Origin of the sequence: Pseudoalteromonas aquimarina (assembly GCF_049257255.1) — a bacterium.
Lineage (GTDB): Bacteria > Pseudomonadota > Gammaproteobacteria > Enterobacterales > Alteromonadaceae > Pseudoalteromonas.
Map to the genome: position 1 here is coordinate 8,805 of NZ_JBMMUG010000009.1, position 25,871 is coordinate 34,675.

34 protein-coding genes are annotated in these 25,871 nt (G+C 40.9%); 29 read left to right on the plus strand and 5 right to left on the minus strand.

The window, feature by feature from the left end:
• Positions 1-373 precede the first annotated feature (373 nt).
• The 13 genes from rpsJ (at position 374) to AAEU29_RS19005 (ending at position 6,690) form a co-directional block, all read left to right on the plus strand.
• Positions 374-685 (plus strand): 30S ribosomal protein S10, encoded by a 312-nt coding sequence (gene rpsJ / locus AAEU29_RS18945; protein WP_421974776.1) that lies wholly within the window; start codon positions 374-376, stop codon positions 683-685.
• 27 nt (positions 686-712) lie between these two features.
• On the plus strand, positions 713-1,348 hold the full coding sequence (gene rplC, locus AAEU29_RS18950) for a 50S ribosomal protein L3 (RefSeq protein ID WP_421974777.1): 636 nt from the start codon (positions 713-715) through the stop codon (positions 1,346-1,348).
• A gap of 17 nt (positions 1,349-1,365) precedes the next feature.
• Positions 1,366-1,971, plus strand: a complete 606-nt coding sequence (gene rplD, locus AAEU29_RS18955; protein WP_421974778.1) for a 50S ribosomal protein L4 — start codon at positions 1,366-1,368, stop codon at positions 1,969-1,971.
• Positions 1,968-2,270: a 50S ribosomal protein L23 gene (rplW, locus tag AAEU29_RS18960; RefSeq protein WP_421974779.1), complete on the plus strand. Its 303-nt coding sequence runs from the start codon at positions 1,968-1,970 to the stop codon at positions 2,268-2,270. The genes rplD and rplW overlap by 4 nt, the downstream gene beginning before the upstream one ends.
• Positions 2,271-2,287: 17 nt before the next feature.
• Entirely contained in the window at positions 2,288-3,112 is an 825-nt protein-coding gene (rplB, locus tag AAEU29_RS18965; RefSeq protein WP_421974780.1) for a 50S ribosomal protein L2, read from the plus strand.
• A gap of 16 nt (positions 3,113-3,128) precedes the next feature.
• Positions 3,129-3,407 carry a 30S ribosomal protein S19 gene (gene rpsS, locus AAEU29_RS18970; RefSeq protein WP_010367084.1) on the plus strand — a complete coding sequence of 93 codons (279 nt, stop codon included), beginning with the start codon at positions 3,129-3,131 and terminating at the stop codon, positions 3,405-3,407.
• Positions 3,408-3,419: 12 nt separating this feature from the next.
• A complete protein-coding gene (rplV, locus tag AAEU29_RS18975; protein ID WP_421974781.1) occupies positions 3,420-3,752 on the plus strand; it encodes a 50S ribosomal protein L22 in 333 nt (110 codons plus the stop codon).
• Positions 3,753-3,763: 11 nt separating this feature from the next.
• Positions 3,764-4,462, plus strand: coding sequence for a 30S ribosomal protein S3 (rpsC, locus tag AAEU29_RS18980; RefSeq protein WP_038639200.1), 699 nt, complete (start codon positions 3,764-3,766; stop codon positions 4,460-4,462).
• 13 nt (positions 4,463-4,475) lie between these two features.
• Positions 4,476-4,889 (plus strand): 50S ribosomal protein L16, encoded by a 414-nt coding sequence (gene rplP, locus AAEU29_RS18985; RefSeq protein WP_010561266.1) that lies wholly within the window; start codon positions 4,476-4,478, stop codon positions 4,887-4,889.
• A complete protein-coding gene (gene rpmC / locus AAEU29_RS18990) occupies positions 4,889-5,080 on the plus strand; it encodes a 50S ribosomal protein L29 (protein ID WP_421974782.1) in 192 nt (63 codons plus the stop codon). The genes rplP and rpmC overlap by 1 nt, the downstream gene beginning before the upstream one ends.
• Entirely contained in the window at positions 5,080-5,325 is a 246-nt protein-coding gene (gene rpsQ, locus AAEU29_RS18995; RefSeq protein ID WP_421974783.1) for a 30S ribosomal protein S17, read from the plus strand. Before rpmC ends, rpsQ begins: the two co-directional genes overlap by 1 nt.
• Before the next feature lie 399 nt (positions 5,326-5,724).
• Positions 5,725-6,426, plus strand: coding sequence for a hypothetical protein (locus AAEU29_RS19000; protein ID WP_421974784.1), 702 nt, complete (start codon positions 5,725-5,727; stop codon positions 6,424-6,426).
• 9 nt (positions 6,427-6,435) lie between these two features.
• On the plus strand, positions 6,436-6,690 hold the full coding sequence (locus tag AAEU29_RS19005; protein WP_421974785.1) for a hypothetical protein: 255 nt from the start codon (positions 6,436-6,438) through the stop codon (positions 6,688-6,690).
• Positions 6,691-6,825: 135 nt separating this feature from the next.
• Here AAEU29_RS19005 and pckA read toward each other — a convergent pair whose 3' ends face one another.
• From pckA to hslR, 3 genes are all read right to left on the minus strand, one after another.
• Positions 6,826-8,436 (minus strand): phosphoenolpyruvate carboxykinase (ATP), encoded by a 1,611-nt coding sequence (pckA, locus tag AAEU29_RS19010; RefSeq protein WP_010561255.1) that lies wholly within the window; start codon positions 8,434-8,436, stop codon positions 6,826-6,828.
• Between the two features lie 343 nt (positions 8,437-8,779).
• Positions 8,780-9,616, minus strand: a complete 837-nt coding sequence (gene hslO / locus AAEU29_RS19015; RefSeq protein ID WP_421974786.1) for an Hsp33 family molecular chaperone HslO — start codon at positions 9,614-9,616, stop codon at positions 8,780-8,782.
• Positions 9,617-9,656: 40 nt separating this feature from the next.
• Complete coding sequence (gene hslR, locus AAEU29_RS19020; protein WP_421974903.1) at positions 9,657-10,079, minus strand: ribosome-associated heat shock protein Hsp15; 423 nt, start codon at positions 10,077-10,079, stop codon at positions 9,657-9,659.
• A 232-nt stretch (positions 10,080-10,311) separates the two neighbouring features.
• On the opposite strand from hslR, the gene gspC reads away from it, so the two are divergent.
• Genes gspC through AAEU29_RS19085 form a run of 13 tightly spaced genes read left to right on the plus strand, consistent with a single transcriptional unit; the run spans position 10,312 to position 22,100 of the window.
• Positions 10,312-11,241, plus strand: a complete 930-nt coding sequence (gene gspC / locus AAEU29_RS19025; RefSeq protein WP_421974787.1) for a type II secretion system protein GspC — start codon at positions 10,312-10,314, stop codon at positions 11,239-11,241.
• Positions 11,242-11,263: 22 nt separating this feature from the next.
• Positions 11,264-13,330 carry a type II secretion system secretin GspD gene (gene gspD / locus AAEU29_RS19030; RefSeq protein WP_421974788.1) on the plus strand — a complete coding sequence of 689 codons (2,067 nt, stop codon included), beginning with the start codon at positions 11,264-11,266 and terminating at the stop codon, positions 13,328-13,330.
• Positions 13,323-14,831: a type II secretion system ATPase GspE gene (gene gspE, locus AAEU29_RS19035; protein WP_421974789.1), complete on the plus strand. Its 1,509-nt coding sequence runs from the start codon at positions 13,323-13,325 to the stop codon at positions 14,829-14,831. Before gspD ends, gspE begins: the two co-directional genes overlap by 8 nt.
• Positions 14,831-16,051, plus strand: coding sequence for a type II secretion system inner membrane protein GspF (gene gspF, locus AAEU29_RS19040; protein WP_421974790.1), 1,221 nt, complete (start codon positions 14,831-14,833; stop codon positions 16,049-16,051). The genes gspE and gspF overlap by 1 nt, the downstream gene beginning before the upstream one ends.
• A gap of 24 nt (positions 16,052-16,075) precedes the next feature.
• Positions 16,076-16,501 carry a type II secretion system major pseudopilin GspG gene (gene gspG, locus AAEU29_RS19045; protein WP_372768955.1) on the plus strand — a complete coding sequence of 142 codons (426 nt, stop codon included), beginning with the start codon at positions 16,076-16,078 and terminating at the stop codon, positions 16,499-16,501.
• Positions 16,502-16,522: 21 nt separating this feature from the next.
• Positions 16,523-17,107 carry a type II secretion system minor pseudopilin GspH gene (gspH, locus tag AAEU29_RS19050; protein WP_274761830.1) on the plus strand — a complete coding sequence of 195 codons (585 nt, stop codon included), beginning with the start codon at positions 16,523-16,525 and terminating at the stop codon, positions 17,105-17,107.
• Entirely contained in the window at positions 17,097-17,474 is a 378-nt protein-coding gene (gspI, locus tag AAEU29_RS19055) for a type II secretion system minor pseudopilin GspI (RefSeq protein ID WP_421974791.1), read from the plus strand. The genes gspH and gspI overlap by 11 nt, the downstream gene beginning before the upstream one ends.
• Positions 17,475-17,480: 6 nt before the next feature.
• Positions 17,481-18,098 (plus strand): type II secretion system minor pseudopilin GspJ, encoded by a 618-nt coding sequence (gspJ, locus tag AAEU29_RS19060; protein ID WP_421974792.1) that lies wholly within the window; start codon positions 17,481-17,483, stop codon positions 18,096-18,098.
• Positions 18,095-19,078, plus strand: coding sequence for a type II secretion system minor pseudopilin GspK (gspK, locus tag AAEU29_RS19065; protein ID WP_421974793.1), 984 nt, complete (start codon positions 18,095-18,097; stop codon positions 19,076-19,078). Before gspJ ends, gspK begins: the two co-directional genes overlap by 4 nt.
• Entirely contained in the window at positions 19,075-20,271 is a 1,197-nt protein-coding gene (gspL, locus tag AAEU29_RS19070) for a type II secretion system protein GspL (RefSeq protein ID WP_421974794.1), read from the plus strand. The genes gspK and gspL overlap by 4 nt, the downstream gene beginning before the upstream one ends.
• Positions 20,268-20,738, plus strand: coding sequence for a type II secretion system protein M (locus AAEU29_RS19075; protein ID WP_421974795.1), 471 nt, complete (start codon positions 20,268-20,270; stop codon positions 20,736-20,738). The genes gspL and AAEU29_RS19075 overlap by 4 nt, the downstream gene beginning before the upstream one ends.
• 1 nt (position 20,739) lies before the next feature.
• Positions 20,740-21,507: a type II secretion system protein N gene (locus tag AAEU29_RS19080; RefSeq protein ID WP_421974796.1), complete on the plus strand. Its 768-nt coding sequence runs from the start codon at positions 20,740-20,742 to the stop codon at positions 21,505-21,507.
• Positions 21,508-21,509: 2 nt separating this feature from the next.
• Complete coding sequence (locus tag AAEU29_RS19085; RefSeq protein WP_421974797.1) at positions 21,510-22,100, plus strand: UPF0149 family protein; 591 nt, start codon at positions 21,510-21,512, stop codon at positions 22,098-22,100.
• A 51-nt stretch (positions 22,101-22,151) separates the two neighbouring features.
• Here AAEU29_RS19085 and AAEU29_RS19090 read toward each other — a convergent pair whose 3' ends face one another.
• Both AAEU29_RS19090 and AAEU29_RS19095 read right to left on the minus strand, forming a co-directional pair.
• Positions 22,152-22,355: a hypothetical protein gene (locus AAEU29_RS19090; RefSeq protein WP_421974798.1), complete on the minus strand. Its 204-nt coding sequence runs from the start codon at positions 22,353-22,355 to the stop codon at positions 22,152-22,154.
• Positions 22,355-22,702: a hypothetical protein gene (locus AAEU29_RS19095; RefSeq protein WP_421974799.1), complete on the minus strand. Its 348-nt coding sequence runs from the start codon at positions 22,700-22,702 to the stop codon at positions 22,355-22,357. The genes AAEU29_RS19090 and AAEU29_RS19095 overlap by 1 nt, the downstream gene beginning before the upstream one ends.
• Before the next feature lie 126 nt (positions 22,703-22,828).
• On the opposite strand from AAEU29_RS19095, the gene ccoG reads away from it, so the two are divergent.
• The 3 genes from ccoG to AAEU29_RS19110 are packed head-to-tail and all read left to right on the plus strand — an operon-like array spanning position 22,829 to position 25,864.
• Positions 22,829-24,253 carry a cytochrome c oxidase accessory protein CcoG gene (gene ccoG / locus AAEU29_RS19100; RefSeq protein WP_421974800.1) on the plus strand — a complete coding sequence of 475 codons (1,425 nt, stop codon included), beginning with the start codon at positions 22,829-22,831 and terminating at the stop codon, positions 24,251-24,253.
• On the plus strand, positions 24,254-25,228 hold the full coding sequence (locus AAEU29_RS19105; protein WP_421974801.1) for a serine/threonine protein kinase: 975 nt from the start codon (positions 24,254-24,256) through the stop codon (positions 25,226-25,228). It abuts the gene before it with no gap.
• Positions 25,229-25,237: 9 nt separating this feature from the next.
• Positions 25,238-25,864: a thiol:disulfide interchange protein DsbA/DsbL gene (locus AAEU29_RS19110; RefSeq protein ID WP_274761841.1), complete on the plus strand. Its 627-nt coding sequence runs from the start codon at positions 25,238-25,240 to the stop codon at positions 25,862-25,864.
• Positions 25,865-25,871: the final 7 nt, after the last annotated feature.

The following is a 25,871-nucleotide window of genomic DNA, read 5'->3' on the forward strand; positions in this document are numbered from 1 at the left end:
TAAACCCTAAACCCTAAACCCTAAACCCTAAACCCTAAACCCTAAACCCTAAACCCTAAACCCTAAACCCTAAACCCTAAACCCTAAACCCTAAACCCTAAACCCTAAACCCTAAACCCTAAACCCTAAATCGGTATCTAAAAAAACTGTTGCATTTATCACCAGTATCACTATAATACGCAAACTTTCAAAATTGTAAGTTCGCTTACACGCTTTGAAAGACTATAGAGGCTTGGATTTCAAGCCCATGAACAGGAACTCCGATTTGGAGTTCAAAGGTAAGATATAAGAAGATTGTCGCTCTCCAATTTGGATGGGTTGACGGTTTTTTTATGCTCTTTTTAAAATGCTCTTTTTATTGAGGTTTAATTGAATGTCTAATCAACGCATTCGTATTCGCCTAAAAGCTTTTGACCATCGTTTGATTGACCAATCAACGTTGGAAATCGTGGAAACTGCTAAGCGCACTGGTGCTCAGGTTCGTGGTCCAATCCCACTACCTACACGCAAAGAGCGTTTCACTGTACTTATTTCTCCGCACGTTAACAAAGACGCGCGTGATCAGTACGAAATCCGCACCCACAAACGTCTGATCGACATCGTAGAGCCAACTGACAAGACTGTAGACGCACTTATGCGTTTAGACCTTGCTGCTGGTGTTGATGTTCAAATCAGCCTGGGTTAATCGGAAGATTAGAGAGGTTTTAGGAAAATGGCATTAGGTCTAATCGGTCGTAAAGTGGGCATGACTCGCATCTTCACTGAAGATGGCGTTTCAATCCCAGTAACCGTAATCGAAGCGACGCCAAACCGTGTAACTCAGGTTAAAACTGAAGCTACTGACGGTTATAACGCGCTTCAAGTGACTGCAGGCGAGAAAAAAGCTAGCCGTGTAAACAAACCAGAAGCGGGTCACTTCGCTAAAGCTGGTGTTGAGGCTGGTCGTGGTCTGTGGGAATTCCGTCTATCTGGCGACGAAGGTGACTTCGAAGTTGGTAACGAAATTACTGTTGAAGTATTCAACGACGTTGCAAAAGTTGACGTAACTGGTACTTCTAAAGGTAAAGGCTTCCAAGGTGGTGTTAAGCGCTGGAACTTCAGCATGCAAGACGCTACTCACGGTAACTCATTATCTCACCGTGCTCCTGGTTCAATTGGTCAAAACCAATCACCTGGTAAAGTATTTAAAGGTAAGAAAATGGCCGGTCACATGGGTGCTGAGCGTGTAACGACTCAAAACCTAGAAGTTGTTCGTGTTGACGCTGAACGTGGTCTATTACTTGTTAAAGGTGCAGTACCTGGCGCAGTAAACGGCGACGTAATCGTTAAACCAGCTGTTAAAGCTTAAGTCCTGGAGATTTAGTGATGGAATTAACGTTAAAAGACGCATCAGGCGCTCTTGAGGTTTCCGAAGCTACTTTTGGTCGTGAGTTTAACGAAGCATTAGTACACCAAGTAGTTGTTGCTTACGCAGCAGGTGCTCGTCAAGGTACTCGTGCTCAGAAGACACGTTCTGAAGTAAGTGGTGGCGGTAAGAAACCATTTCGTCAAAAAGGTACTGGCCGTGCACGTGCTGGTACAATCCGTAGCCCAATTTGGCGCTCGGGTGGTGTGAGCTTTGCTGCTAAGCCGCAAGATCACAGCCAAAAAGTAAACCGTAAGATGTATCGCGGTGCGATTCAAAGCATCCTTTCTGAACTAGTTCGTCAAGAGCGTCTAGTAGTTGTTGAAAACTTTGGTCTTGAAGCACCAAAGACTAAAGAACTAGTAGCTAAGCTTAAAGAACTTGAGCTTAAAGATGTTCTAATCGTAACTGAAGAAGTTGATGAGAACCTATTCTTATCTGCACGTAACCTATACAAAGTAGACGTACGTGACGTTGCGGGCATTGACCCAGTAAGCTTAATTGCTTTCGATAAGGTTCTTATTACAGCTGCTGCTGTTAAGCAACTTGAGGAGTCGTTAGCATGATCCGTGAAGAACGTTTATTAAAAGTTCTACGTGCTCCGCACATTTCTGAGAAAAGTACTATCAATGCTGAAGCGAACAACACTATCGTGTTCAAAGTAGCTAAAGATGCAACTAAAGCTGAAATTAAAGCAGCTGTAGAAAAACTTTTCGAAGTAGAAGTAACGGGTGTTCGTTCGCTTGTTGTTAAGGGTAAGAAAAAACGTACAGGTATGCGTTTCGGTCAGCGTTCTGATTGGAAAAAAGCGTACGTTACTCTTAAAGAAGGCAGCGAATTAGACTTTGTCGGCGGCGCCGAGTAATTTAAGGAGTTAGCATTATGGCACTTCAAAAGTGTAAACCAACTTCTGCGGGTCGTCGTCACGTCGTTAAAGTGGTTAACCCTGATCTACACAAGGGTAAGCCGTACGCTCCGCTACTAGAGAAAAACTCTAAATCAGGTGGTCGTAACAACAACGGTCGTATCACGGTTCGTCACATCGGTGGTGGTCATAAGCATCATTACCGTGTAATCGATTTCAAACGCACTAAAGACGGTATTCCGGCTAAAGTTGAGCGTTTAGAATACGATCCAAACCGTAGCGCAAACATCGCTCTTGTATTATATGCAGACGGTGAGCGTCGTTACATCATCGCACCTAAAGGCCTTAAAGCTGGTGATGCAATCCAATCTGGTGTTGATGCACCAATCAAGGTTGGTAACACATTACCGATGCGTAACATGCCTGTAGGTTCTACTGTTCACAACGTTGAGCTTAAGCCTGGTAAAGGTGCTCAAATCGCTCGTTCAGCGGGTGCATACGTTCAGATCCTTGCTCGCGATGGTCAGTACGTAACACTTCGTCTACGTTCTGGCGAGATGCGTAAAGTTGAAGCGGATTGTCGCGCAACTTTAGGTGAAGTAGGTAACGCAGAACACATGCTTCGTTCACTAGGTAAAGCTGGTGCTAACCGTTGGCGTGGTGTTCGTCCTACAGTTCGTGGTGTTGCCATGAACCCAGTAGACCACCCACACGGTGGTGGTGAAGGTCGTACTTCTGGTGGTCGTCATCCTGTGTCTCCATGGGGTAAGCCTACCAAAGGTGCTAAGACACGTAAGAACAAGCGTACTGATAAATTTATCGTACGTCGTCGTACTAAGTAATAGTTGAGGAATTGCCATGCCACGTTCTCTCAAGAAGGGTCCATTCATTGACCTACACTTGCTGAAGAAGGTAGAGAAGGCGTTGGAAAGCGGTGACAAGAAGCCTATCAAGACTTGGAGCCGTCGTTCAATGATCATCCCTAACATGATCGGATTGACCATCGCTGTCCATAATGGTCGTCAGCACGTACCTGTATTCGTTACAGACGAAATGATCGGTCACAAACTAGGTGAATTTGCACCTACACGTACTTACCGCGGTCACGCTGCGGATAAGAAAGCTAAGAAACGCTAATTGGAGGTTATGATGGAAGCTATTGCTAAACACAAATTCGCCTCTGGTTCTGCGCAAAAAGCACGTTTAGTTGCAGATCAAGTCCGTGGACTACCAGTTGATCGCGCGTTAGAAATCCTGGCGTACAGCCCTAAATCAGCGGCTGTTTTAGTTAAGAAAGTACTTGAGTCTGCTATTGCGAATGCAGAGCATAACGAAGGTGCTGACATTGATGAGCTTAAAGTGGCGAAAGTTTTTGTAGACGAAGGTCCTACAATGAAACGTATTCGTCCACGTGCTAAAGGTCGTGCGGATCGCATCCTTAAGCGTACTAGCCACATCACTGTTGTGGTTTCAGATAACTAGGAGATTAACTAATGGGACAAAAAGTACATCCTACTGGTATTCGCCTAGGTATCTCAAAACCTTGGGTATCTACTTGGTACGCGAATACTAAAGACTACTCTGAGACGCTATTTGGCGATCACAAAGTTCGCGCTTTCCTTACTAAGGAATTAAAAGCAGCTTCTGTGTCTAAAATCGTTATTGAACGTCCAGCAAAATCAATCCGTGTAACAATTCACACAGCTCGTCCTGGTGTTGTTATCGGTAAGAAAGGCGAAGACGTTGAGAAGCTACGTCAAGAAGTGACTAAACTTGCAGGTGTTCCGGCTCAGATCAATATTTCTGAAGTTCGTAAGCCTGAGTTAGATGCACAACTTGTAGCTGACAGCATCTCTTCACAGCTTGAGCGCCGTGTAATGTTCCGTCGTGCTATGAAGCGCGCGGTACAAAACGCAATGCGTCTAGGCGCTAAAGGTATTAAGGTTGAAGTTAGCGGTCGTTTAGGCGGCGCTGAAATCGCACGTTCTGAGTGGTACCGTGAAGGTCGTGTACCTCTACACACTCTACGTGCTGATATCGATTACGCAACTTCAGAAGCTTTAACTACTTACGGCATCATCGGTGTTAAAGTTTGGATCTTCAAAGGCGAAGTTATCGGTGGTCTTCCACTGAAACAAGAAGCTGAGAAGCCAGCTAAACGTGCACCGAAAAAAGCTCGTAAAGCTAAGTAAGGGGTAGCGATTAATGTTACAGCCAAAACGTACAAAATTCCGTAAAATGCACAAAGGCCGCAACCGCGGTTTAGCGCAAAACGGTAACAAAGTTAGCTTCGGCTCATTCGGCCTTAAAGCGACTGGCCGTGGCCGTATGACTGCTCGTCAAATCGAAGCAGCTCGTCGTGCTATGACTCGTCACATCAAGCGTCAAGGTAAAATCTGGATCCGTGTGTTCCCAGATAAGCCAATTACAAACAAGCCGCTTGAAGTTCGTATGGGTAAAGGTAAAGGTAGCGTAGAATACTGGGTTGCTGAAATCCAACCTGGTAAAGTACTTTACGAAATGGAAGGTGTTTCTGAAGAGCTTGCTCGTGAAGCATTCGACCTTGCTGCTCGTAAACTACCATTCAAGACAACATTCGTAACTCGGACGGTAATGTAATGAAAGCTAGCGAATTAAAAGACAAGAGCACAGAAGAGCTAAACACTGAACTTCTAGAGCTTCTTCGTGAGCAGTTTAACCTGCGCATGCAAGCGAGCACTGGTCAGCTAGCTCAGTCTCATTTACTACGTAAAGTACGTCGCGATATCGCGCGTGTTAAAACGGTTATCAACCAGAAGGCAGGTGCATAATGAGCGATAAAATCCGTACTCTACAAGGTCGTGTTGTTAGTGACAAAATGGATAAAACCATTGTTGTTGCGATTGAACGTCAGGTGAAGCACCCAATCTACGGTAAATTCATCAAGCGTACTACTAAGCTACACGCACACGATGAGAACAACACTGCTAAAGAAGGCAACACAGTTACTATTCGTGAATGTGCTCCTATCTCTAAGAACAAATCTTGGACTTTAGTTGACGTTGTTTCTGCTTAATTTTTATTAATTAAGCGAACGCTAAAAACCCCGGCCTTGGCTGGGGTTTTTTACGTTTAGAGCAAGGTGAATTTGATAACTGGTGGAGCACCATTCTCAATGCTAACCGGTAAATTCATTTAGCGTACTACTAAACTACACGCAAATGATGAGAAGACTACTTCTAAAGAAGGTAACACAGTTACTATTCGTGAGTGTTTAATATTAGATGACGTTTTGGGTAAGTTTTTGGCTAAAATTACTGCTTACTGCTTACTGCTTACTGCTTACTGCTTACTGCTTACTGCTTACTGCTTACTTACGATTTTTTACATTGTTCAGATTTCTATCACTGAACTTTACGCACCTTTAAGACTCCTAACATATTAATAATAATCATAAATTTTTAAAGGTGTTGCTGTGCGTTCTAAGCAAATGGCATTGCTGACGTCTATTACTGTGCACTTTGTTCTAGGTTATTTACTGGTAACTCAAACATTCAAACAACCAAGTTCAAAACAGGACGCGTCTCTTAAAACGTACATTATTTCGGTAGCACAGCAGCGAGAAATACTTGCTAAAATGGCGAAGCCTAAAGCTGAATTAAACCCTGAACCTAAACAACAAGAAGTACCTGAAAAAATTTCAAAAAAAGCAGAAGTAGAGAAGGTAAATAAAACTCCAAAAGTAGCAGAATCACCAGTACCAAAACGGGCAGAAAAACCGTTGAAAATCGTTTCTGAAACTCAGGAAAAGTCGGCCGAGACTAAAGTTATAAAGTTTAATCGCTATAAGAGCCTTGAGAGTGTAATTGAAAAAGAGCAGCAAGCTTATTTTAAATCGCAACAATTCAATAATCAGGTAAGCCAGCCGAAAGTCAAAATTAAGCCGACGCAGAAATATCAAGATCTAGTCAAAGAACAAGCTGAAGTTGTTGTTGGTAGTGTAACCTCGCCACGTAAGACCCTAAAATATAAAGGTAAGTGTTATCTTGTCGATAGCAGTTCTGAAATGAGCAGTATGGATATGCCGTCATCATCGGGTTTTCCATGTCCTGGTGAAAAATCAGATAACGAAATATTGCTGAAAAATTCGTTAGATAAATATCTAAAGAAAAAATAAGGGAAGCGCATGAAACATTGTGTATGTATTTTCTTGCTGCTAATAAGTGCTGGTTGTTCAACTGGATTGCAGCAGCGTGACATAAGAGAATGTAGAGAAAATGCGTTTCAAAACCAAGCGCTTCCTAAGGCTGTGATAGAAGCGCAATATAATGATTGTCTAAGCGAGAAAAGAGAAATACAAGAGACAGAGCGGCAAGTAATACTAATTGAAAATGTACTTGAGATTTTGCTAACTATATTTGGTGTAAAAGACCCAGATTAGTTTTAGCGGTAGTTCGTTCAATTTCGCTCTTAATATTGAATAGCCATTCATTTTAATTAGCTTATAAAAATATCTTTTTCATAAAACAAAAAGCCAGCTAAATGCTGGCTTTTTTAATTAAGGAGAATGACTTAATTAAAGTTTTGGGCCTGCCGCTACAAGCGCCTTGCCGTTTTCTGTGTCAGTAAACTTGTCAAAGTTATCAACAAAACGCTTAGCTAGGTCTGTTGCTTTGTCAGTCCATACGCTTGCATCTTCGTAAGTGTTACGAGGATCAAGAATATCACCTTCTACACCTTCAAGTGACTTAGGTACTTCAAGGTTAAATAGTGGCACAATTTCAGTTTCAGCGTTATCGATAGAGCCATCTAAGATAGCGTCAATGATTGCACGCGTTGCTTTAATTGAAATACGTTTGCCTGTGCCGTTCCAACCTGTGTTTACTAGGTAAGCTTCAGCGCCAGCAGCTTCCATACGCTTTTGAAGTACTTCAGCGTACTGTGTTGGGTGAAGTGATAAGAACGCAGCACCAAAACAGCTTGAGAACGTAGGTGTAGGTTCAGTAATACCACGCTCAGTACCTGCTAATTTCGCAGTGAAACCCGATAAGAAGTAGTACTGTGTTTGCTCTGGCGTTAATTTTGCAACTGGTGGTAGTACACCAAATGCGTCAGCAGTTAAGAAGATAACTTTCTTCGCGTGACCTGCTTTAGACACTGGCTTAACAATGTTATCAATGTGGTGAATTGGGTAAGAAACACGCGTGTTTTCAGTTGTTGAGTTATCGTCAAAATCAATTTTGCCGTTTTCATCAACTGATACGTTTTCTAATAATGCATCACGACGGATTGCATTGTAGATGTCTGGTTCATTTTCTTTGCTAAGGTTAATTGTTTTTGCGTAACAACCACCTTCAAAGTTAAATACGCCGTTGTCATCCCAACCGTGCTCGTCATCACCAATAAGCTCGCGCTTAGGGTCGGTTGAAAGTGTTGTTTTACCAGTACCAGAAAGACCGAAGAAAATAGCAACGTCGCCATCTTTACCTACGTTAGCACTACAGTGCATTGATGCAATGCCTTTAAGTGGTAGGTAGTAGTTCATCATTGAGAACATACCCTTTTTCATTTCACCGCCGTACCAAGTACCACCAATTAATTGGATTTTCTCAGTTAGGTTAAATGCAACGAAGTTTTCAGAGTTAAGACCCTGTTCTTGCCACTTGTCATTCGTGGTTTTTGCACCATTCATTACGATGAAGTCAGGCTCGTAATCTTTTAGCTCTTCTTCAGAAGGGCGAATGAACATGTTTTTAACGAAATGTGCTTGCCATGCTACTTCAGTAACAAAACGCACCTTAAGGCGTGTGTCTTCGTTCGCACCACAGAATGTGTCAACTACGAAAAGACGCTTGCCTGATAGTTGCTTAGTCACTAAACCTTTTAGGTGTGACCAAGTTTCAGGAGTCATTGGTTTGTTGTCGTTTTTACCTTGATCAGACCACCACACAGTGTCAGCTGAGGTTTCATCACGTACGATGTACTTATCTTTTGGTGAACGACCGGTAAAGATACCAGTTTTCACGTTAACTGCGCCTAATTCAGTTTCGACACCTTTGTCATAACCTTCAAGGCCCGCTTTAGTTTCTTCCGCAAAAAGTAACTCGTAAGATGGATTGTGAACAATTTCTGAAACATCGTGAATGCCATATTGCGACAAATCAATCGAGTTTTCTAAAGCTGACATAGTTTAAACACTCCTAGGGGTTTTGAACGGGTAGTAAAATAAAATCGAATAAAATTCGAGCGTCAATTCTATCGTAATAGTAGAGTAAAACCAAAGCTGAAACCCCCGATTTTTCTAGGATTTATGTATTTTTTTTCATGATACCGGTGTCATTTTTAAATACCCATTATGCATTTAAAAAATGACATCGCTGTCATTTTTGTGGCGGGATTTTTAATCACTTCTATATAAGCAATTGTCTGACGATATTTATCTATTTTGATTAGTTTGAAGTAAAGAAAGCAGGAGACGGTTTTTAGGTAATAAAAAAGCAGGTATAAAACCTGCTTTTAAGATATTTAGCTTAGTTAAATATATTTTCAATATCGCGCTTATTGAATTGATATTCTTTTAAACAGTATTGGCAGTTAATTTTAATTGCACCTTGTTTTTTTGCATCTTCAAGCAAGGCATCTTTACCAACGTTAACAATCGCATTCGCGATTTTGTCGCGGCTACAGCCACAACGGAAGCTAACCGGTTGAGGATCAAATAAGCGCGGGTTATCTTCATGATAAAGTCGAGTTAATACCGTATGGCCATCAAGCTCTAATAACTCTTCATCTTTAATGGTATTTGTTAAAGCTTCTAAATGCGTAAAGTCTTCTTCAGCTTTTTCTTTATTTACTGGCAATACTTGTAGCAACATACCTGAGCACTTTTCAGCTGCAGTATCTGTGCTAATCCACATGCGAGTACGAAGCTGTTCCGACTGGTGAAAATACTGTTCTAAGCATTCGGCTAGGCTGTTAGATACCAAAGGTACAATGCCTTGGTAACGTTCACCTTTGAGTGGTGTGATGGTAATTACCATATGGCCTTTGCCAATCAGGTTTAGTACGCCAGCTTCGGTAATATCACCTTGAATACGTGCTATTCCACGCATATTTTGTTGGTGGTCACCGTTAATTACAGCGTATTTTACCGGACCATCACCTTGCAGTTGAACGGCAATATCACCTTCAAACTTTAGCGTTGCTGTAAGTAAACAGGTTGCTACTAAAAGTTCACCGATCAACTGCTTAACCTCGGTTGGGTAGTTGTGGTTCTCGATAATTTCCGAATAGGTTTTGTCTAATTGAACTAACTCACCACGTACATCATGGTTTTCAAAAATATATCTGTGTAATAAATCTTGCATTGGTCAAATACCTTGTTTCAAGCTTTACGCTTGAGAAATACTAACTGTGTTTAAACTTAATAAGTTCGCGACGCTGTTTTTTATCCGGGCGATGTTCTGGGCTCGGAGAGAAAAAGGCGTTGTTTTTGCGCGCCCATGCGTTTTCTTCACGCTTACTAACACTTTCTTGTGTTTCTTTATATAAGGTCTGAGCAACGGGAGCACCACGCCTTTGGTCACTTATTTTTTCAATAGTGACAATTTTCTCATCAAATCCTTGCGAGAATTTAACGCTAGCACCTAATTCAACAATTTTACTGGGTTTACATCGTTGACCATTATAGTGCACTTTGCCACCCAATATCATTTCTCTTGCAATGGCACGTGTTTTGTAAAAGCGTGCAGCCCAAAGCCATTTGTCTAACCTAACGGCTGACGTTGAGTCTTGATTTGAAGTGTCTGTTGAATTTTGCTTTTTACTCATGGAGTGAGTGAATAACTGCATTGAAAAGTGCGTGAAATATACCATAAATGCAACTATAGACAAAATTGATACATTTATTTACCAAAATTAGAGACACTGAGAAATGCAGCCAGTGACACAGAATTGTCATCTTTACAGTGTAAATTCCAGCCACTTTCCAGTTTACCTGCTTGTTGTCGCAAAGCTGACAGGTTAAGATGGGCGTTCAAAAACAATCAAACACATAATAATAATGCAGTTAAACCAAGCGCAAATTGAACAAGTAGTAGCAAAATTCCCACACAAAAGAGCAAGTAATATTGCACTTGTGCTTGTGGTTATTTATGTGGCTTATTTAGCAGCTCAATTAACTTGGATGCTCTGGCCAAAACCACAGCAACATACCATTCTTGTGTCAGCTAATAGCGGAACTAAGCCCTCTTTTAATTACGACAGTAAAAACTTGGTTGCGCAAAATATTTTTGGCAGTGCAGAGCAAAAAGCTGAAGAAAAAAATCAAGAAATCATCAGTGATGCCCCTGAAACTACGTTAAATATTAAGTTAACGGGTGTTGTTGCAATACCTGGTAATGAAAAAGCCGGTCATGCCATTATCGAAAGTCAAAGCACGCAAGAAACTTATGCTGTTGGTGACTTAGTAAAGGGTACACGTGCACAAATTGAAACTATTTTTGCAGATCGCGTTATTATCAAGGTTAGTGGTCGATTTGAAACCTTAATGCTTGATGGTATCGATTACTCTCAAACAGTAAAACAGCCTGCCAAAAAACAAGGTAAGACATTTAATCAATTACGTGCAGTTGAAGAATCCCCCGTAAAAGCGATTAATGCGACCAGCAACGAAGGCGTTAAAGAAGAGCTAAAAGAAACGCGTAAAGAATTACTTGAAGAGCCAGGGAAACTTTTTGATTACATTCGTATCTCACCTAAGCGTGTGGACGGAGAAATTGTTGGCTACAACTTAAGCCCTGGCAAAGACCCAAAATTATTCGAACAAATGGGTTTGAAAAATGGTGACCTAGCAACTGCGATAAATGGTTACCAGCTAACAGATATGAAACAGGCTATGGCGGCGATTGGGGAGCTTAGAGAGGCATCATCAGCCACGATAGTGATCGAGCGCGATGGGCAAACATTAGATGTCCTATTTAGCCTAGAATAAGAATACGACTCGGAGTAACTAAATGAAAAGCTTGTTAAACCTCACTAAGGTTTGCAAAGGATTAAGTAAATATGCAGCAGTATTAGTTGCTGCAGGTGTTTCCTATTCAGCACTTGCTGTGGAGTATTCCCCAAGTTTTAAAAATACTGAAATCACTGAATTTATTAATGTTGTTGGTAAAGACCTGAAAAAAACCATCATTATTAATCCAAATGTACGCGGTAAAATAAACGTTCGTAGCTACGAGTCTATGAATGAAGAGCTGTATTATGAGTTCTTCTTAAATGTACTTGAAGTGTATGGTTACACGGCGATTGAAATGGAAACGGGCTTTATCAAAATTGATAAAAGCGCGGACGGTCGCAAAAAGAATGTCCCGGTACTTGATGACGGTGAAGAAGTCACAGGGGACATGATGATCACTCGTGTTGTACGTGTAAAAAATGTGAGCGTACAAGAGCTAGGCCCGGTGGTGCGTCAGTTTAGTGACCAGAAAGGCGGCAGCCATGTGGCGCAATACACTGCATCAAACGTAATGATGTTAACCGGTCATGCTGCGACAGTTAATCGCTTAGTACAAGTAATTAAACAAGTTGACCGCGCAGGTGATCAGTCAGTTGATATTGTAAAACTGAACTATGCAACGGCCACTGATGTGGTGTCTGTGGTTGAAACGATTTACAAGCCAGCCAGTGGCAAAAATGATATTCCCGCATTTTTAATTCCAAAAGTGGTTGCCGATGAGCGCACTAATAGTGTGATTGTTAGTGGTGAAGGCGAAGCTCGTGAACGCGCTATCGAACTAATTAAACGCTTAGATAATGAGCTTGAAACGCAAGGCAATACCAAGGTTTATTACTTAAATTACGCTAAAGCAGAAGACTTAGTAAAAGTCCTGCAAGGTGTCAGCAAGTCAATTAATGATGAACAAAACCAAGGTAAAGCAAATACCCGTTCATCACGCAAAGATGACATCAGCATTGAAGCGCACGAAGATACTAACTCGTTAGTAATCACCGCAAATCCTGATGTGATGCGTTCACTAGAAAAAGTGATTAAAGACTTAGATGTGCGCCGTGCACAAGTACTAGTTGAAGCAATTATTGTCGAAGTGCTAGAAGGTGATGGCGTTAACTTTGGTCTGCAATGGATTTCAGAGCAAGGCGGCATGGTACAGTTTAACAACGGCAGCAGCGCACCAATTGGTTCTATTGCCGCAGCAGCAGAAGTAGCGCGTGACAAAACTGTTAAGAAAAATGTCATTGGCTCTGAAACAGGCACCGGAACCGAATATGAAGAAACAGTTGAAGGTAACCTTGAGCCTCTAGCTGGTCTACTTAGCAGTATTAGTGGTTTAGCTGTTGGTATCGCGAAAAACGACTGGGCTGCAATTGTGCAGGCAGTATCATCTGATACCAACTCGAATATTCTTGCTACGCCTTCTGTAACCACTATGGATAATGAAGAAGCGTCAATGCTAGTAGGTCAAGAAGTACCAATTCTGACTGGTTCTACTTCGAGCAGCACTAATACGAACCCATTCCAAACAGTTGAGCGTAAAGAGGTGGGTGTTAAATTAAAAGTAACGCCACAAATTAACGAAGGTACAGCGGTTCAATTAAAAATCGAACAAGAAGTATCAAGTGTATCAGGTGCAACTGCGGTTGATATTTCAATTAATAAGCGTTCAATTAGTAACACTGTTCTTGCTGATGATGGCAGCATGGTTATTCTTGGTGGCCTAATTGACGAAAACGTACAAGAAAGTGTGCAAAAAGTACCTTTACTGGGTGATATTCCAGTACTTGGTCACTTATTTAAATCAACCTCATCGACTAAGCAAAAACGTAACTTATTGGTATTTATTCGCCCAACGATTCTACGTGATAGCGTGAGTATGAATAAGCTGAGCCATGGTAAATACAATTTTATTCGTGGTGAGCAAGTTAAACGTAAAGAAGACGGTATTAATTTAATGCCTAATGAAGTGCCGCCAGTACTGCCTGAGTGGAATGATGCGTTAGTATTACCGCCAACGTATCAAGAGTTCTTACACGACGAAAATAAAAAGAACCAGAAAGATGACTGAGATAGTTTCTGAGCTTAGTTCGGCACCTGTAGCACAAGTTAAACGTTTACCGTTTAACTTTGCTAAGCGTTTTAACATCTTAATGCAAACCATTAGTAATGAGTTGGTGGTGAGTTATGCTGGCGATTTAAACCAACAAGCGCTGCTTGAGGTAAGACGTGTTGCGGCAAATAGTTTTACGCTTAAACAAGTTAGTAAAACTGAGTTTGAATTATTACTAGAAGCGGCATATCAGCGTGATAGCTCTGAAACCCAGCAAATTATGGAAGATATCGGCAACGAAGTTGATTTATTCTCGCTTGCTGAAGAGTTACCGCAAACGGAAGACTTACTTGCATCAGAAGATGACGCGCCAATTATCAAATTGATCAATGCCATGTTAGGGGAGGCGATCAAAGAAGGTGCATCAGATATTCATATCGAAACCTTTGAGCAAAACTTAGTGATTCGTTTCCGTGTTGATGGTGTTTTAAAAGAAGTATTAGAGCCAAACCGAAAACTTGCGTCACTGCTTGTCTCACGTATCAAAGTAATGGCGAAACTCGATATCGCAGAAAAGCGTGTACCGCAGGATGGCCGTATCAGCCTTCGCATTGCAGGTCGTGCAGTTGATGTACGTGTTTCAACTATGCCATCAAGCTTTGGCGAGCGTGTCGTATTGCGTCTTCTGGATAAAAATAATGCCCGTTTAGATCTTGAAGATCTTGGTATGTCAGAGCCTAACCGCAAAACATTTGCTGAATTAATTCGTAAACCGCACGGCATTATTTTGGTCACTGGTCCAACAGGTTCGGGTAAAAGTACCACCTTATATGCGGGTATGACCGAAATTAACACTCGCGACCGCAATATTTTAACGGTTGAAGATCCGATTGAATATGAAATTCCTGGTATAGGTCAAACACAGGTTAATCCTAAAGTGGATATGACCTTTGCCCGTGGCTTACGTGCCATCTTACGTCAAGACCCTGATGTAGTAATGGTAGGTGAAATACGTGACTTAGAAACGGCTCAAATCGGTGTGCAAGCCTCGTTAACCGGTCACTTAGTGTTATCAACACTGCATACAAACACTGCAGCAGGTGCAATCACTCGTATGGAAGATATGGGGGTTGAGCCATTCTTACTTTCTTCATCATTACTTGGCGTATTATCACAGCGCTTAGTTCGTACCTTGTGTGATTGTAAAGAATCACATGTAGCAGATGAAAGGGAGTGCGAACTGCTCGGTGTTGAATTTGGCAAAGGGATTGAGATTTGCCGTCCAGTTGGCTGTAGCGAATGTAATCATAATGGTTATAAAGGGCGTACAGGTATTCATGAGTTGCTGGTGGTTGATGAAGCCGTGCGCGAGCTCATTCACGATGGTAAAGGTGAGCAAGCGGTTGAGAAATACGTTCGCAAAACCACCCCAAGTATTCGTCAAGATGGCTGCAACCGTGTACTTGCAGGTCAAACGTCACTTGAAGAAGTGCTTCGAGTTACGCGCGAGGAAAGCTAGTGGCTGCGTTTGAGTACAAGGCGCTAGACAGCCGCGGTAAAAACAAAAAAGGCTTGCTTGAAGCAGATACGGCTAAGCAAGTACGCCAAATGCTGCGTGAGCAAGGACTTACTCCACTTGAAGTAAGTCAAGCAGCAGATAAAGAAAAGCAACAAGCAAAATCGGGCGGAGGTTTGTTTAAAACCAAAATCTCAGCCCATGAGTTATCGCTAATTACACGTCAGCTTGCCACCTTAGTACAATCAGCACTACCGGTTGAAGCTGCTGTACTTGCCGTTGCTGAACAATGCGAAAAGCCGCGCTTAAAAAGCATGCTAATGTCAGTGCGAGCAAAAGTAGTTGAAGGTTATAGCTTGGCTGAAGGTTTGGCTGAATTTCCGCATATTTTTGATCATTTATACCGTGCAATGGTTGCGGCAGGTGAAAAGTCGGGCCACCTTGACCAAGTACTGGTGCGCCTTGCGGACTACACTGAACAAAGACAACATATGCGCAGTCAAATTACACAGGCAATGGTTTACCCAATTATCCTTGTGGTGTTTGCCGTAGCAATTGTGTCAATTTTGCTTGGTACGGTAGTACCAACCATCGTTAAGTCTTTCCAAAGCTCGAAGCTAGCACTGCCTTGGACTACCGAAACGGTAATTGCGGCCAGTAACTTTATACAAAACTACTGGTTGTTCTCATTAATTGCAATTTTTGCCAGTATTTTTGCCATCAAAAATGCACTTAAAAAGCCTAAGGTTCGTTTTTGGTTTGATTCACGTGTTTTGCAGTTGCCATTTATTGGCAAGGTAGCGCGAGGCTTAAATACCGCCCGATTTGCCAGAACATTAAGTATTTTATCTTCCAGTTCGGTACCGTTATTAGAAGGTATGCGTATTTCGGGTGAAGTACTGGCGAATGAAAAAATGAAAGCCGCGGTTGCAGAAGCCGCAGTAAAAGTCAGTGAAGGTGCAAGCTTAAAAGCGTCCCTTGACCAAACAAAATTATTTCCACCTATGATGCTGCATATGATTGCCAGTGGTGAAAAATCAGGAGAGCTTGAGCAAATGCTTGAGCGCTCAGCAGATAACCAAGATAAAGAGTTTGAAGCCTTAGTGAATGTGTCACTAAAGCTACTAGAGCCATTAATGATTGCGCTTATGGCAGTCATTGTCATGTTTATTGTAATGGCAATTTTACAGCCAATTATGGCGATGAATAACGCGATTGGATAAGCGTTAAGTTTATAGAGGTGTTAAATGAAAAAGCAAAGTGGATTTTCATTACTTGAAATAATGGTAGTTCTGGTAATTATTGGCATGATTATGGCCATAGTTGCGCCGAACATTATGGGTCAACAAGAAGAAGCAAAAATTGACAAAGCGCGTATTGATATCAGTGCATTAGAAGATGCAATGAATATGTACAAGCTTCGCAATAACCGTTACCCAACAACGGAGCAGGGCTTAGAAGCGTTAGTTGAAGAAACGACGATTGAGCCGTTACCAAAGCGTTTTCCTGAAGGTGGTTTTATTGAGAAACTGCCAGTTGATCCATGGGAAAACCCATACCAGCTAGTAAGCCCAGGTGAATTTAGCAAAATTGATATCTTCTCAATGGGACCAGACGGTGTTGCTGGTACAGAAGATGATATTGGTAACTGGGACGAAGAAGACGAGCGCTAATCACTGGCGTGAGTTTATATTATGAAAAAGTGGCAAAGCGGATTTAGTTTACTCGAAATTTTAGCGGTATTAGTAATTATCGGCTTTGCCATGAACCTTGTTGTGCTTTCGCTCAACGATCAAGATGAAGAACAACTCGAAGTGGAAGCATTAAAGCTTCACACCATGATAAATCTAGCTTCCGAATACGCTGTGATGAACCAGTTTGAGCTCGGTTTTCATATTGATAGAAATACAAACACATTTGAATTACTCGCATTTAACGGTGAAAAATGGGTGGTAATTTCAGAGCAAGATGTTTTGAAACCTCATCAGTTCAGTGAATTTATTAATGTTGAGTTGGAATTAGAAGATCTTCCTTGGGGTGAAGAAAACCTGTTGCAACAGGTAGATTGGCGACAGTTGCTAAATAGTGAAGATGAAGAAAGCCTGCTGGAATTAGACAAAATGAAAATTCCACAGGTATTGTTGCTGTCCTCCGGTGAGGTGAGCCCGTTCCAATTAATATTAGAGTTAAAAGAAAACGAGAAAGCTAAGCCTTATTTTATTAAAGGCGAGTTAATGGCGCCGGTTGAGCTATCACAGGAGCCGAATGATGATGTTTAATAATCGCGGATTTACTTTGCTAGAAGTCATGGTAGCAATGGCGATTTGTGCCCTTGCGGGTATTGCGGCGATGAAAGCGGTTGGTGACCATATAAATCACTTATCGAATATTGAAGAGCAGCAATTAGCCAGTTGGGTTGCCGAAAACCAATTGGCCGAATTAACGCTCACTACTAACTGGCCACCAAGTGATGGCAAAACAGGTGATGAAGAGCAAGCTGGTGTTAAATTTTACTGGCGCCACAAAATTACGAAAACAGAAAGCAATGACTTGCTGGAAGCGCGGGTTATCGTGTTTTCAGATGAAGCACGCAAGCATGATGTATATGAGCTCATCACTTATATTACAAAAAATGAGGTCAACTAAATGCTAATGCGAAACTCTAAAGCATTTGGTTTTACTCTAATTGAAGTGCTGGTGGCGCTTGCAGTTTTGGCGATGATCACCTTAGCCAGCCATCAAATATTATCGACTGCAATTAATGCCAACCAAAACTCAAAAGAAAAAGTAGCAGAAATTGGCGCGCTTAATACTGCATTTCGTATGATGCAACAAGACTTCACTCAGCTTGCATTGCGTAATACACGCAATGAAGCTGGCGACAGTTTAGAGCAGTTTTTAGTTGCAGACCGCTTTTTGTTTGATAGCCAATACCACGGTATTGCAGGTGTGCGAGATGGTTGGAGTAATCCGGTTAATTTATTACCGCGCAGCGAACTGCAACTATTTAGTTATGTGGTCGAAGAAGATAGCTTAGTTCGCAAGTACCGTATTTATGTTGATTCGCTTGATGGTACTGAACCCAAAAGCCAAACTCTGCTTGAAAATATTAAAGACTTTACCATTCGCTTTCGTGGCAATGACGAAAAGTGGGAAGAAAATTGGACACTACCAGTTTTACCTAAAGCGATTAAAGTTGAAGTTTCGCTGGCGGATGATATAACAGTAAGCCGCATTTTTTTGCTGCCAGAACAGGAGTCTAAATCATGATATTTAGGCAATCAGGTGCAGCGTTAATTATTGTTTTATTTGTGGTGGCATTGGCGGCCTCTTTAGCCGTAAAAATGAATGCGCGTTTAATGGTTGAGGTGCAGCGCTCAAGTAATTTAGTGTTACAGCAACAAGCACGTTGGTATGCCATGGCTGGTGAAGCTCTGGCTAAACGAGTGCTTATTGAAGTAAAAAAACAAAATAAAGATCGTATCGACTTATCGCAAAAATGGGCAATTGAAACACCACCATATCCTGTTGAAGATGGCACTATTGCAGGTAAAATAATCGATTTGCAAGCGTGTTTAAACCTTAATGCTCTGCGCTTTGTGGACCCAAATAATGCGAGTACACAAAACTTTAATGAGGGGCATAAAACATTAGAGGCGTTGCTTGATCTTATTCCTGATTTGCCAATGGAAGAATCAAAAGAAGCGTTAGCGGATAGCGTTTTTGATTGGCTTGATGCTGATAGCATGCCAAAAAGACAAGGTGTCGAAGAAGGGGAATATATGTCTTACAGTATTCCATATATGACAGCGAATAACTTTTTCGCGAGCGTTTCAGAATTAAGACTAGTGCGAGGTTTTAACCCGCTAATGGTCGAAAAGTTAAAACCGTATGTTTGCGTTATTCCGCAATATGACGAATTCAAGTTGAACGTAAACACGCTGCAAGCGGAACAAAGTTTATTATTGGCTGCAATGCTGAACATTTCAGAAAGCCAAGCTGAGACGATAATAAGCCAACGTCCTGATGAAGGGTGGGACGAGTTAAGTAAATTTATAGCTGATGCAAAGCAAAATGGCGCTAATACCTTAGATGACAAAGATAAGCGCTTTGTATTAAACAGTAATTATTTTGAAGCACAAATCAAAGCAAGCTTCTTTGAAACGAATTTTGCGATGAAATCCATAATACATATAACAGATAATCAAAAAGTTAGTGTACTGGCGCGTAGATTTGGAGGCGTACAGTGAAAGAAACCTTAATTATTCGCTTAGGGCATAGTGTTAATGAACCAATCCACTGGCTTATTAGCAACGCGGATGAGACCATAGCGAGTGGTCAATTAGACAACAGCTTAGCGCTTGAAGAGTTAAGTGAAAAAGGCAAAAGCCGAGAGATAATCGCATTATTGCCAGCAACTAAAGTACAGCTTAAAACGGTAATTTTGCCGACAAAGTTTAACCGTAAGTTGGAAGCAGCCTTGCCATTTATGCTGGAAGAGGAGCTTGCGTGTGAATTGGATGATGTATTAATTACTATTGGTGAACCTTGCATGCTTGGCGAAAAACATGCACTGCAGGTAGCGATATGTCAGCGCTCTTGGTTTGAAAATTGGCTGCAAGTATTAAAAACTGCAGAACTATCACCTACGAGAGCATTACCAGATGCGTTATTGCTACCGCAGTTTGATGATGCTGAAATAACGGTAACATCGCTCAGTGGTAACTGGCTATTTAAATTAAATGCTTGGTGTATTGCTGAGGTTGAAAGCAGTTGGGTTAACGAATTCCTTGTAACGCTTGAAGAAAAAGCGCTAGTGCATTTAAGTGATATTGATTTTGACTACCCAAATGCAGTTAAAAAGTTAGAAAATTACGATTTACCGCTCGCCATTTTTGCTAAGCAATTACCGCTTCATAAATTTAATATGTTGCAAGGCGCATTCCAGGTTAAAAAACAAAGCACTGGTATTTGGTCGCTTTGGCAAGTGCCAGCAATTGCTGCAAGCGTTGCATTGCTGTTTGGCTTAATTCTAAAAGCGGTCACTGCATATCAATTAGAGCAACAAGTTGCGATTGCTAAAAATGATGCAATTGAGGCATATCAACAGGCATTTCCGGGTACAAAAGTGCGCCCTAACTTAATTCGCCGTCAAATTCAGGGCAAATTAGATCAAATGTCGTCGGGTGGTGAAACGGGTTTCTTATTTTTATTACACCATTTAACACCAATTTTTAAAGACGTTGATGGGTTTACACCGGAAACTTTACGCTTTGATAGCAAACGCGGTGAATTACGTTTGCGTGCAAGTGCAAAAGATTTTCAGAGTTTTAATTTAGTAAAACAACGCTTAGAACAAGCTGCATTGGAAGTTGAGCAAGGCTCATTAAGTAATTCGGGCAACCTTGTGGTAGGTGAGATAAAAATTAAGGCGGGTTCATGAAAGAATTAGAAACCTACTGGCAAAATTTAAAGCCGAATGAACAGTTGTTACTTAAATGTGCTGCTGTCATTTTTACGCTTTTTGTGATTGTGATGCTGATCATACGACCGCTTAACAATAAAATTGAAAAGGCTGAGAAAGCACTTGTTCAACAACAAGAATTGGCACACTTTGTAAAACAAAGTGCAGCAAAAATTAAAGGCAGTGGGCAAGGTAAAGTCGCTGCAAGTGGTAGCTTAAGCCAAATTATCAATGCGTCGAGCCGCCGCGCGCAAATCAACATCAGTAAAATGCAGCCAAAAGATGACACCTTACGTTTAACGATTGAATCGGTTGAATTTAATAAATTATTACCTTGGCTCGAGTCTTTGGTGGAGCAAAGTGGTTTAACGATTTCTGCAATCGATATAAACCGTGGTGCAGAGCCAGGTATGGTAAGTATTAGTCGTTTGGTGGTTGAAAAATAATATGAAAAAAACGCTATCTCTTATCTTTTTATTTATTTTTGCATTGATTGCATTTCTACTCTATTTGGCGCCTGCATCAGTAGTATTTAGTTTTGCTGAAGGTTACTTACCTAAAAATATAAAAGTTGCGGGTGTTTCTGGCACAATTTGGCAAGGGCGTGTTGCACAAGCGCAGTTAAACCATCAGTTGATTGATAAGCTAGAGTGGCAACTAAAACCACTTAGTTTGCTCACTGGCAAGCTTAATGCTGACATTAGTTTTGGTAGTTTACGTGGCTTCGATACACCTTTTGGTAAAGCTTCAATTAGTGTGCCGTTATCAGCTGAGTCACTAAAATTAGCGCGAACTAATGTCCGTCTTCCAACAAGCATGCTGTTAGAGAATGTGAAGTTACCGATGGCCTTACCCACTAAAGGCAATCTTAAAATTAAACTTACTGATGCTGAATTTCCACTGAAGGAACAAAAGCAGTTATGTAATGCCTTAGCAGGACAGGCAGAGACGCATAACTTATCAGTGCAAGGCCTTCAAGGTTGGATAGAGTTTGACACAATCAAAGGCAAGTTGAGTTGTGATAATGGTGCGCTAAGTTTAAATATTAGTGAAGAGAATCAGTTAGGGCTTCAGCTTGAAGCACAATATGGTATACAAATCATGAAAGTGAGTGGGTTTGTAAAACCTGATGCAAGTATGCCTAAACAAGTGCATGAAGCAGTTAAATTCTTAGGTAAACCTGATAACAATGGTCGTTATTCGTTTAAGTTTTAAGCATGATTGAATTTACGAAAGAAGATAAAATAGCACTGGCTAGTTGGATTGAGAGCGATGAAAACAAAGCGCATGCAATGCCAATTGCGCAGCTTGAAGGTTTTTTATTTGCGTTGATTGCTGCTCCCTCGCCAATTGTTGAAGATGTTTGGGTAAAACAAGCGCTTGGCGAAAAAAGCGAGCACTTGGCAGATGATAAGCTGTTCGCTTTAATGGCATTCCATAATGATGTGAGCGATGAGGTTTTTGAAAAAGGATACGATCTCGCTTCTCGTATTCAAATTTTATCACCAAGTAAGGCAAATCTAACAGACACCGCTGAGCTTCATTTGTGGGCTCATGGTTTTGCTTTAGGTATAAATCATTACATTGAGCCAATCGTCACAAGCGAAAGTCTAAATGCAGAGCTACAAGAAGCGATAGCAATGACGTTAGGCTATTTATGCTTTTTTGCTGACTTAGCTAATGATGCAAGCTTATCTGACGATGTACTCGAATTAGTACAGCCTTTTGCGCAAGGCTTTGCTGAACTTATCGAGGCATGTGTTTTGGATGCAGGCTTAGTGGTTGAGGAAGATGATGATCTCGATTGAGATCATCACTTGAATAAATGGGGCTTGATTAAAAGCGAGTAAAATAAAGCTTTAATCAATTTCTAATCTAAGCTCTGTACAACCCGATTTACAACCGATTTTAAATTCACCTTCTTGCTCGTTAATTGTCACAGTTAAAGGTGTGTTACAGCTATCACAGTTAACGGTTTTTCCCTGTAATAGTTTTTTCAAAAGCGCTTTCTGATCATTGAAGTTTTTAGCAAATTTTTTATTCAGTTGCGAAAAATCGATCATTATCTCTTTCTTTCTTCACTGATAATCTTACAAATCTGCCTTAAATCATCACCGTAAAAATAAGAGTTAAGCTCATTATTACGGCAATATCGAGTATTGAACGCATCCATTTTGTGATTAGTGGCTAATTGTTTGCTTAAATAATCATCTGCAGTTTCTGATAATCGAAGTTTTTCTTTAGCACGTGCAAGAGAGCGAACTGCTTCTTGGTCAGTTTTAACTTTGCTTGAGTCACTTAACACACCCATTACTTTATCAAAAAGTTCTTGGCGAGGCTTTGCAATTGTTGGGTGATCAACACTTGCTAAGATAAGAATGACCAATACAAATAAGAAGTAATTTTTCATAATATTTTCTTTTTTTTGATTTAGCGCCTATTTGCTGTTCATTTAGTTTAATAAAATGCATCGCACTAGCAAAGACAATTGTTATAATTAGGCAACTTATAAGAAGTTTGCACACCTAGGGGCGCCATGGACAAGCAAATTAAAGTAAAAAATATACCTACAGAAGTAAAAGTTCATAAACCTGATGCGGAGAAATTTGACCGCTTTAATCCGCGCAATCGCATTTATGTGCGAGCGGTAAAAGGGTTGCATCAAAAATTGCGCAAATACCTAGGGCTTGTTGCTATGCTGAGCTTTATGTTGCTGCCATGGATTAGCTTTAATGGGCATCAAGCGGTTCTTTTCGATATTTTCAATCAGAAATTCAATATTTTTGGCATGACCTTGTGGCCGCAAGACCTTACCATTCTTGCTTGGATTTTTATGATTGGTGCTTTTGCGCTGTTTTTAGTAACGACTTTTTATGGTCGCGTATGGTGCGGCTATATGTGCCCGCAAACAGTATGGACCTTTATTTTCATTTGGTTTGAAGAAAAAATAGAAGGCAGCGCGAATCAGCGTAAAAAGCTCGACCAGCGTAAAATGGATTTTGACAAATTCTGGCGAAAATCAGCCAAGCATTTAAGTTGGGTAGGCTTCTCTCTTTTCACATCACTAACCTTTGTTGGTTACTTCACGCCTATCAGGGATTTGATGGTCGACTTCTTTACTTTTGAAGCAACCTCTTATGCTGTTGGTGGGGTGTTATTTTTTACTTTTTGTACTTATGGTAACGCCGGTTGGATGCGCGAAATTATGTGTTTGCATATGTGTCCATATTCGCGTTTCCAATCAGCGATGTTTGATCAAGATACGTTTACTGTTACCTATGATGAAAAGCGCGGTGAAAACCGTGGTCCACGTGGCAGAAAGCAAGATCCTAAAGAGTTAGGCTTAGGGGATTGCATTGATTGTAAGATGTGTGTACACGTGTGCCCAACCGGTATCGATATTCGAAACGGCTTACAATATGAGTGTATAAACTGTGGTGCCTGTATCGACGCTTGTGATGAAGTTATGGACAAGATGAACTATGACAAAGGACTGATTTCATATACCACAGAGCGCAACTTAACATCTGACAAGAAAACACATGCGCTGCGTCCAAAAATCATTGGTTACTTGATCGTAATGCTGGTGATTTGTGGTATTTTTGTGGCGGATGTGATGACCCGAATCCCGATGGATTTAGATATTATTCGTGATAGAAATCAGCTATACCGTATGAATAATGAAGGTTTAGTTGAAAACACATATACCTTGAAAATTCTCAATAAATCACAGCAAGATCATGCATATACCATTTCAGTTGAAGGCTTAGATAATTTCACTATTTTAGGTAAAACTGAGGTGCATATTCGCTCTGGTGAGTCTTACAGTCTGCCACTATCAATTGCGATTGATCCGTATGATTTAAAAGCGTCAATCAGCGAGTTTAACTTTGTATTAAAACGTGCTGATGAACCAAATACGCAACTTGCACAACCAAGCAAGTTCTTTAAAGGACGTTAAATGTCGGCATTTGATTTTAGTGATTTAACACCAGATCGTATTTTAGATGCGATTGAAAGTATTGGGGTTTATCCAATATCTGGACTGTTAGCACTTAATAGTTATGAAAACCGCGTTTACCAGTTTTTAGCTGAAGATAATAAACGTTATGTTGTGAAGTTTTATCGTCCAGAGCGTTGGCGCACTGAGCAAATACTGGAAGAGCATGACTTTAGTTTTGAATTGCTTGACGGCGAGGTGCCTGTTGTTGCACCAATAAAGCGTGATAATACAAGCTTGTTTGATTATCAAGGCTACCGCTTTGCATTGTTTCCAAGTGTCGGTGGCAGAACGTTCGAAGCAGATAATTATGATCATTTGGAAGTTTTAGGGCGTTTTATCGGTCGTCTCCATAACGTATCAAAAACAAAACCTTTTGCTGTTAGGCCAACAATTAGCTGCCAAGAGTTTTTACACGATGCAACACGCTCTTTAGTTGACAGTAATTTAATAACGTCCAGTCTAGAAACGCCTTTTATGACAGTGTTAGAACAAGTTATCGCGTTAACTGAGAAGAAATATCAGCCAAATAACGTGATCCGCTTGCATGGTGATTGTCATATTGGCAATATTCTGTGGACCGGCAATGAACTGACGTTTGTCGATTTAGATGATGCGCGTCAGGGGCCAGCGGTTCAAGATTTATGGATGATGTTAAGTGGTGATGAAAACGAGCAGCGTATGCAGATGGATACTTTGCTGTGTGCCTATGACGAGTTTTCTTCATTTGACTTAAAAGAGCTGCACCTGATAGAACCTTTACGCGCCCTGCGTATGATCAATTACATGGGGTGGCTCGCTAAGCGTTGGAAAGATTTAGCATTTCAACGGAACTTTTCGTGGTTTGCATCAGACAAATACTGGGAACAACAAATATTAAGTTTAAAGGAGCAATTGGCTGCGTTGCATGAAGCACCGTTAAAGCTTTTGCCATAAGAGAACCCTATGACTAAGAAGTTATTTTTTATTGTTGCACTATTTTTTCCGCTTGCACTGTTTGCATCGGACTTCAAATTTGAAGAGGGAGAGCATTTCTCTCTAATTAAAACAGATAAATCAGAAAAACCTCAGGTTACTGAGTTCTTTTCTTACTACTGCCCACATTGCTATAACTTCGAAATGATTGCACAGCGATTAAGCAAAGAGTTGCCAGCAGATACTTTTGTAAAAAGCCATGTTAACTTTTTAAGAGGTATTGAACCTAAAACCCAATCATTACTATCGACAGCTTATTTAATCGCGAAGCAAGCTGGTAAAGCGAACGAAGCAAGTGATGCTATCTTCTCGTTTATTCACCGTAATCGCGGTAGTTTCTCAACAATGGACGATGTACGCCGTTTATTTGTGTTAAACGATGTTATGACAGAAGAGAAATTCAAACAGCTTTCAGGCAATATGGCGATTGCTGCGCAAGAGCAGTATATGGTTGAACAGCAAGACCGCTTTGCTGAATTAAACGCATTAACAGGTGTACCAACGTTTATTGTTAATGATATTTACCGCATTGAACTAACCAGCATTAAATCATACGACGAGTTAAAAGCGCTGGTTGAATACTTATTAAAAAAATAACGGAGTA

Bases quoted from the DNA above. Each gene is read 5' to 3' on its own strand.
- rpsJ (WP_421974776.1), top strand. From the start codon at position 374: ATGTCTAATCAACGCATTCGTATTCGCCTAAAAGCTTTTGACCATCGT.
- rplC (WP_421974777.1), top strand. From the start codon at position 713: ATGGCATTAGGTCTAATCGGTCGTAAAGTGGGCATGACTCGCATCTTC.
- rplD (WP_421974778.1), top strand. From the start codon at position 1,366: ATGGAATTAACGTTAAAAGACGCATCAGGCGCTCTTGAGGTTTCCGAA.
- rplW (WP_421974779.1), top strand. From the start codon at position 1,968: ATGATCCGTGAAGAACGTTTATTAAAAGTTCTACGTGCTCCGCACATT.
- rplB (WP_421974780.1), top strand. From the start codon at position 2,288: ATGGCACTTCAAAAGTGTAAACCAACTTCTGCGGGTCGTCGTCACGTC.
- rpsS (WP_010367084.1), top strand. From the start codon at position 3,129: ATGCCACGTTCTCTCAAGAAGGGTCCATTCATTGACCTACACTTGCTG.
- rplV (WP_421974781.1), top strand. From the start codon at position 3,420: ATGGAAGCTATTGCTAAACACAAATTCGCCTCTGGTTCTGCGCAAAAA.
- rpsC (WP_038639200.1), top strand. From the start codon at position 3,764: ATGGGACAAAAAGTACATCCTACTGGTATTCGCCTAGGTATCTCAAAA.
- rplP (WP_010561266.1), top strand. From the start codon at position 4,476: ATGTTACAGCCAAAACGTACAAAATTCCGTAAAATGCACAAAGGCCGC.
- rpmC (WP_421974782.1), top strand. From the start codon at position 4,889: ATGAAAGCTAGCGAATTAAAAGACAAGAGCACAGAAGAGCTAAACACT.
- rpsQ (WP_421974783.1), top strand. From the start codon at position 5,080: ATGAGCGATAAAATCCGTACTCTACAAGGTCGTGTTGTTAGTGACAAA.
- AAEU29_RS19005 (WP_421974785.1), top strand. From the start codon at position 6,436: ATGAAACATTGTGTATGTATTTTCTTGCTGCTAATAAGTGCTGGTTGT.
- pckA (WP_010561255.1), bottom strand. From the start codon at position 8,436: ATGTCAGCTTTAGAAAACTCGATTGATTTGTCGCAATATGGCATTCAC.
- hslO (WP_421974786.1), bottom strand. From the start codon at position 9,616: ATGCAAGATTTATTACACAGATATATTTTTGAAAACCATGATGTACGT.
- hslR (WP_421974903.1), bottom strand. From the start codon at position 10,079: ATGAGTAAAAAGCAAAATTCAACAGACACTTCAAATCAAGACTCAACG.
- gspC (WP_421974787.1), top strand. From the start codon at position 10,312: ATGCAGTTAAACCAAGCGCAAATTGAACAAGTAGTAGCAAAATTCCCA.
- gspD (WP_421974788.1), top strand. From the start codon at position 11,264: ATGAAAAGCTTGTTAAACCTCACTAAGGTTTGCAAAGGATTAAGTAAA.
- gspE (WP_421974789.1), top strand. From the start codon at position 13,323: ATGACTGAGATAGTTTCTGAGCTTAGTTCGGCACCTGTAGCACAAGTT.
- gspG (WP_372768955.1), top strand. From the start codon at position 16,076: ATGAAAAAGCAAAGTGGATTTTCATTACTTGAAATAATGGTAGTTCTG.
- gspH (WP_274761830.1), top strand. From the start codon at position 16,523: ATGAAAAAGTGGCAAAGCGGATTTAGTTTACTCGAAATTTTAGCGGTA.
- gspI (WP_421974791.1), top strand. From the start codon at position 17,097: ATGATGTTTAATAATCGCGGATTTACTTTGCTAGAAGTCATGGTAGCA.
- gspJ (WP_421974792.1), top strand. From the start codon at position 17,481: ATGCGAAACTCTAAAGCATTTGGTTTTACTCTAATTGAAGTGCTGGTG.
- gspK (WP_421974793.1), top strand. From the start codon at position 18,095: ATGATATTTAGGCAATCAGGTGCAGCGTTAATTATTGTTTTATTTGTG.
- AAEU29_RS19075 (WP_421974795.1), top strand. From the start codon at position 20,268: ATGAAAGAATTAGAAACCTACTGGCAAAATTTAAAGCCGAATGAACAG.
- AAEU29_RS19080 (WP_421974796.1), top strand. From the start codon at position 20,740: ATGAAAAAAACGCTATCTCTTATCTTTTTATTTATTTTTGCATTGATT.
- AAEU29_RS19085 (WP_421974797.1), top strand. From the start codon at position 21,510: ATGATTGAATTTACGAAAGAAGATAAAATAGCACTGGCTAGTTGGATT.
- AAEU29_RS19090 (WP_421974798.1), bottom strand. From the start codon at position 22,355: ATGATCGATTTTTCGCAACTGAATAAAAAATTTGCTAAAAACTTCAAT.
- AAEU29_RS19095 (WP_421974799.1), bottom strand. From the start codon at position 22,702: ATGAAAAATTACTTCTTATTTGTATTGGTCATTCTTATCTTAGCAAGT.
- ccoG (WP_421974800.1), top strand. From the start codon at position 22,829: ATGGACAAGCAAATTAAAGTAAAAAATATACCTACAGAAGTAAAAGTT.
- AAEU29_RS19105 (WP_421974801.1), top strand. From the start codon at position 24,254: ATGTCGGCATTTGATTTTAGTGATTTAACACCAGATCGTATTTTAGAT.
- AAEU29_RS19110 (WP_274761841.1), top strand. From the start codon at position 25,238: ATGACTAAGAAGTTATTTTTTATTGTTGCACTATTTTTTCCGCTTGCA.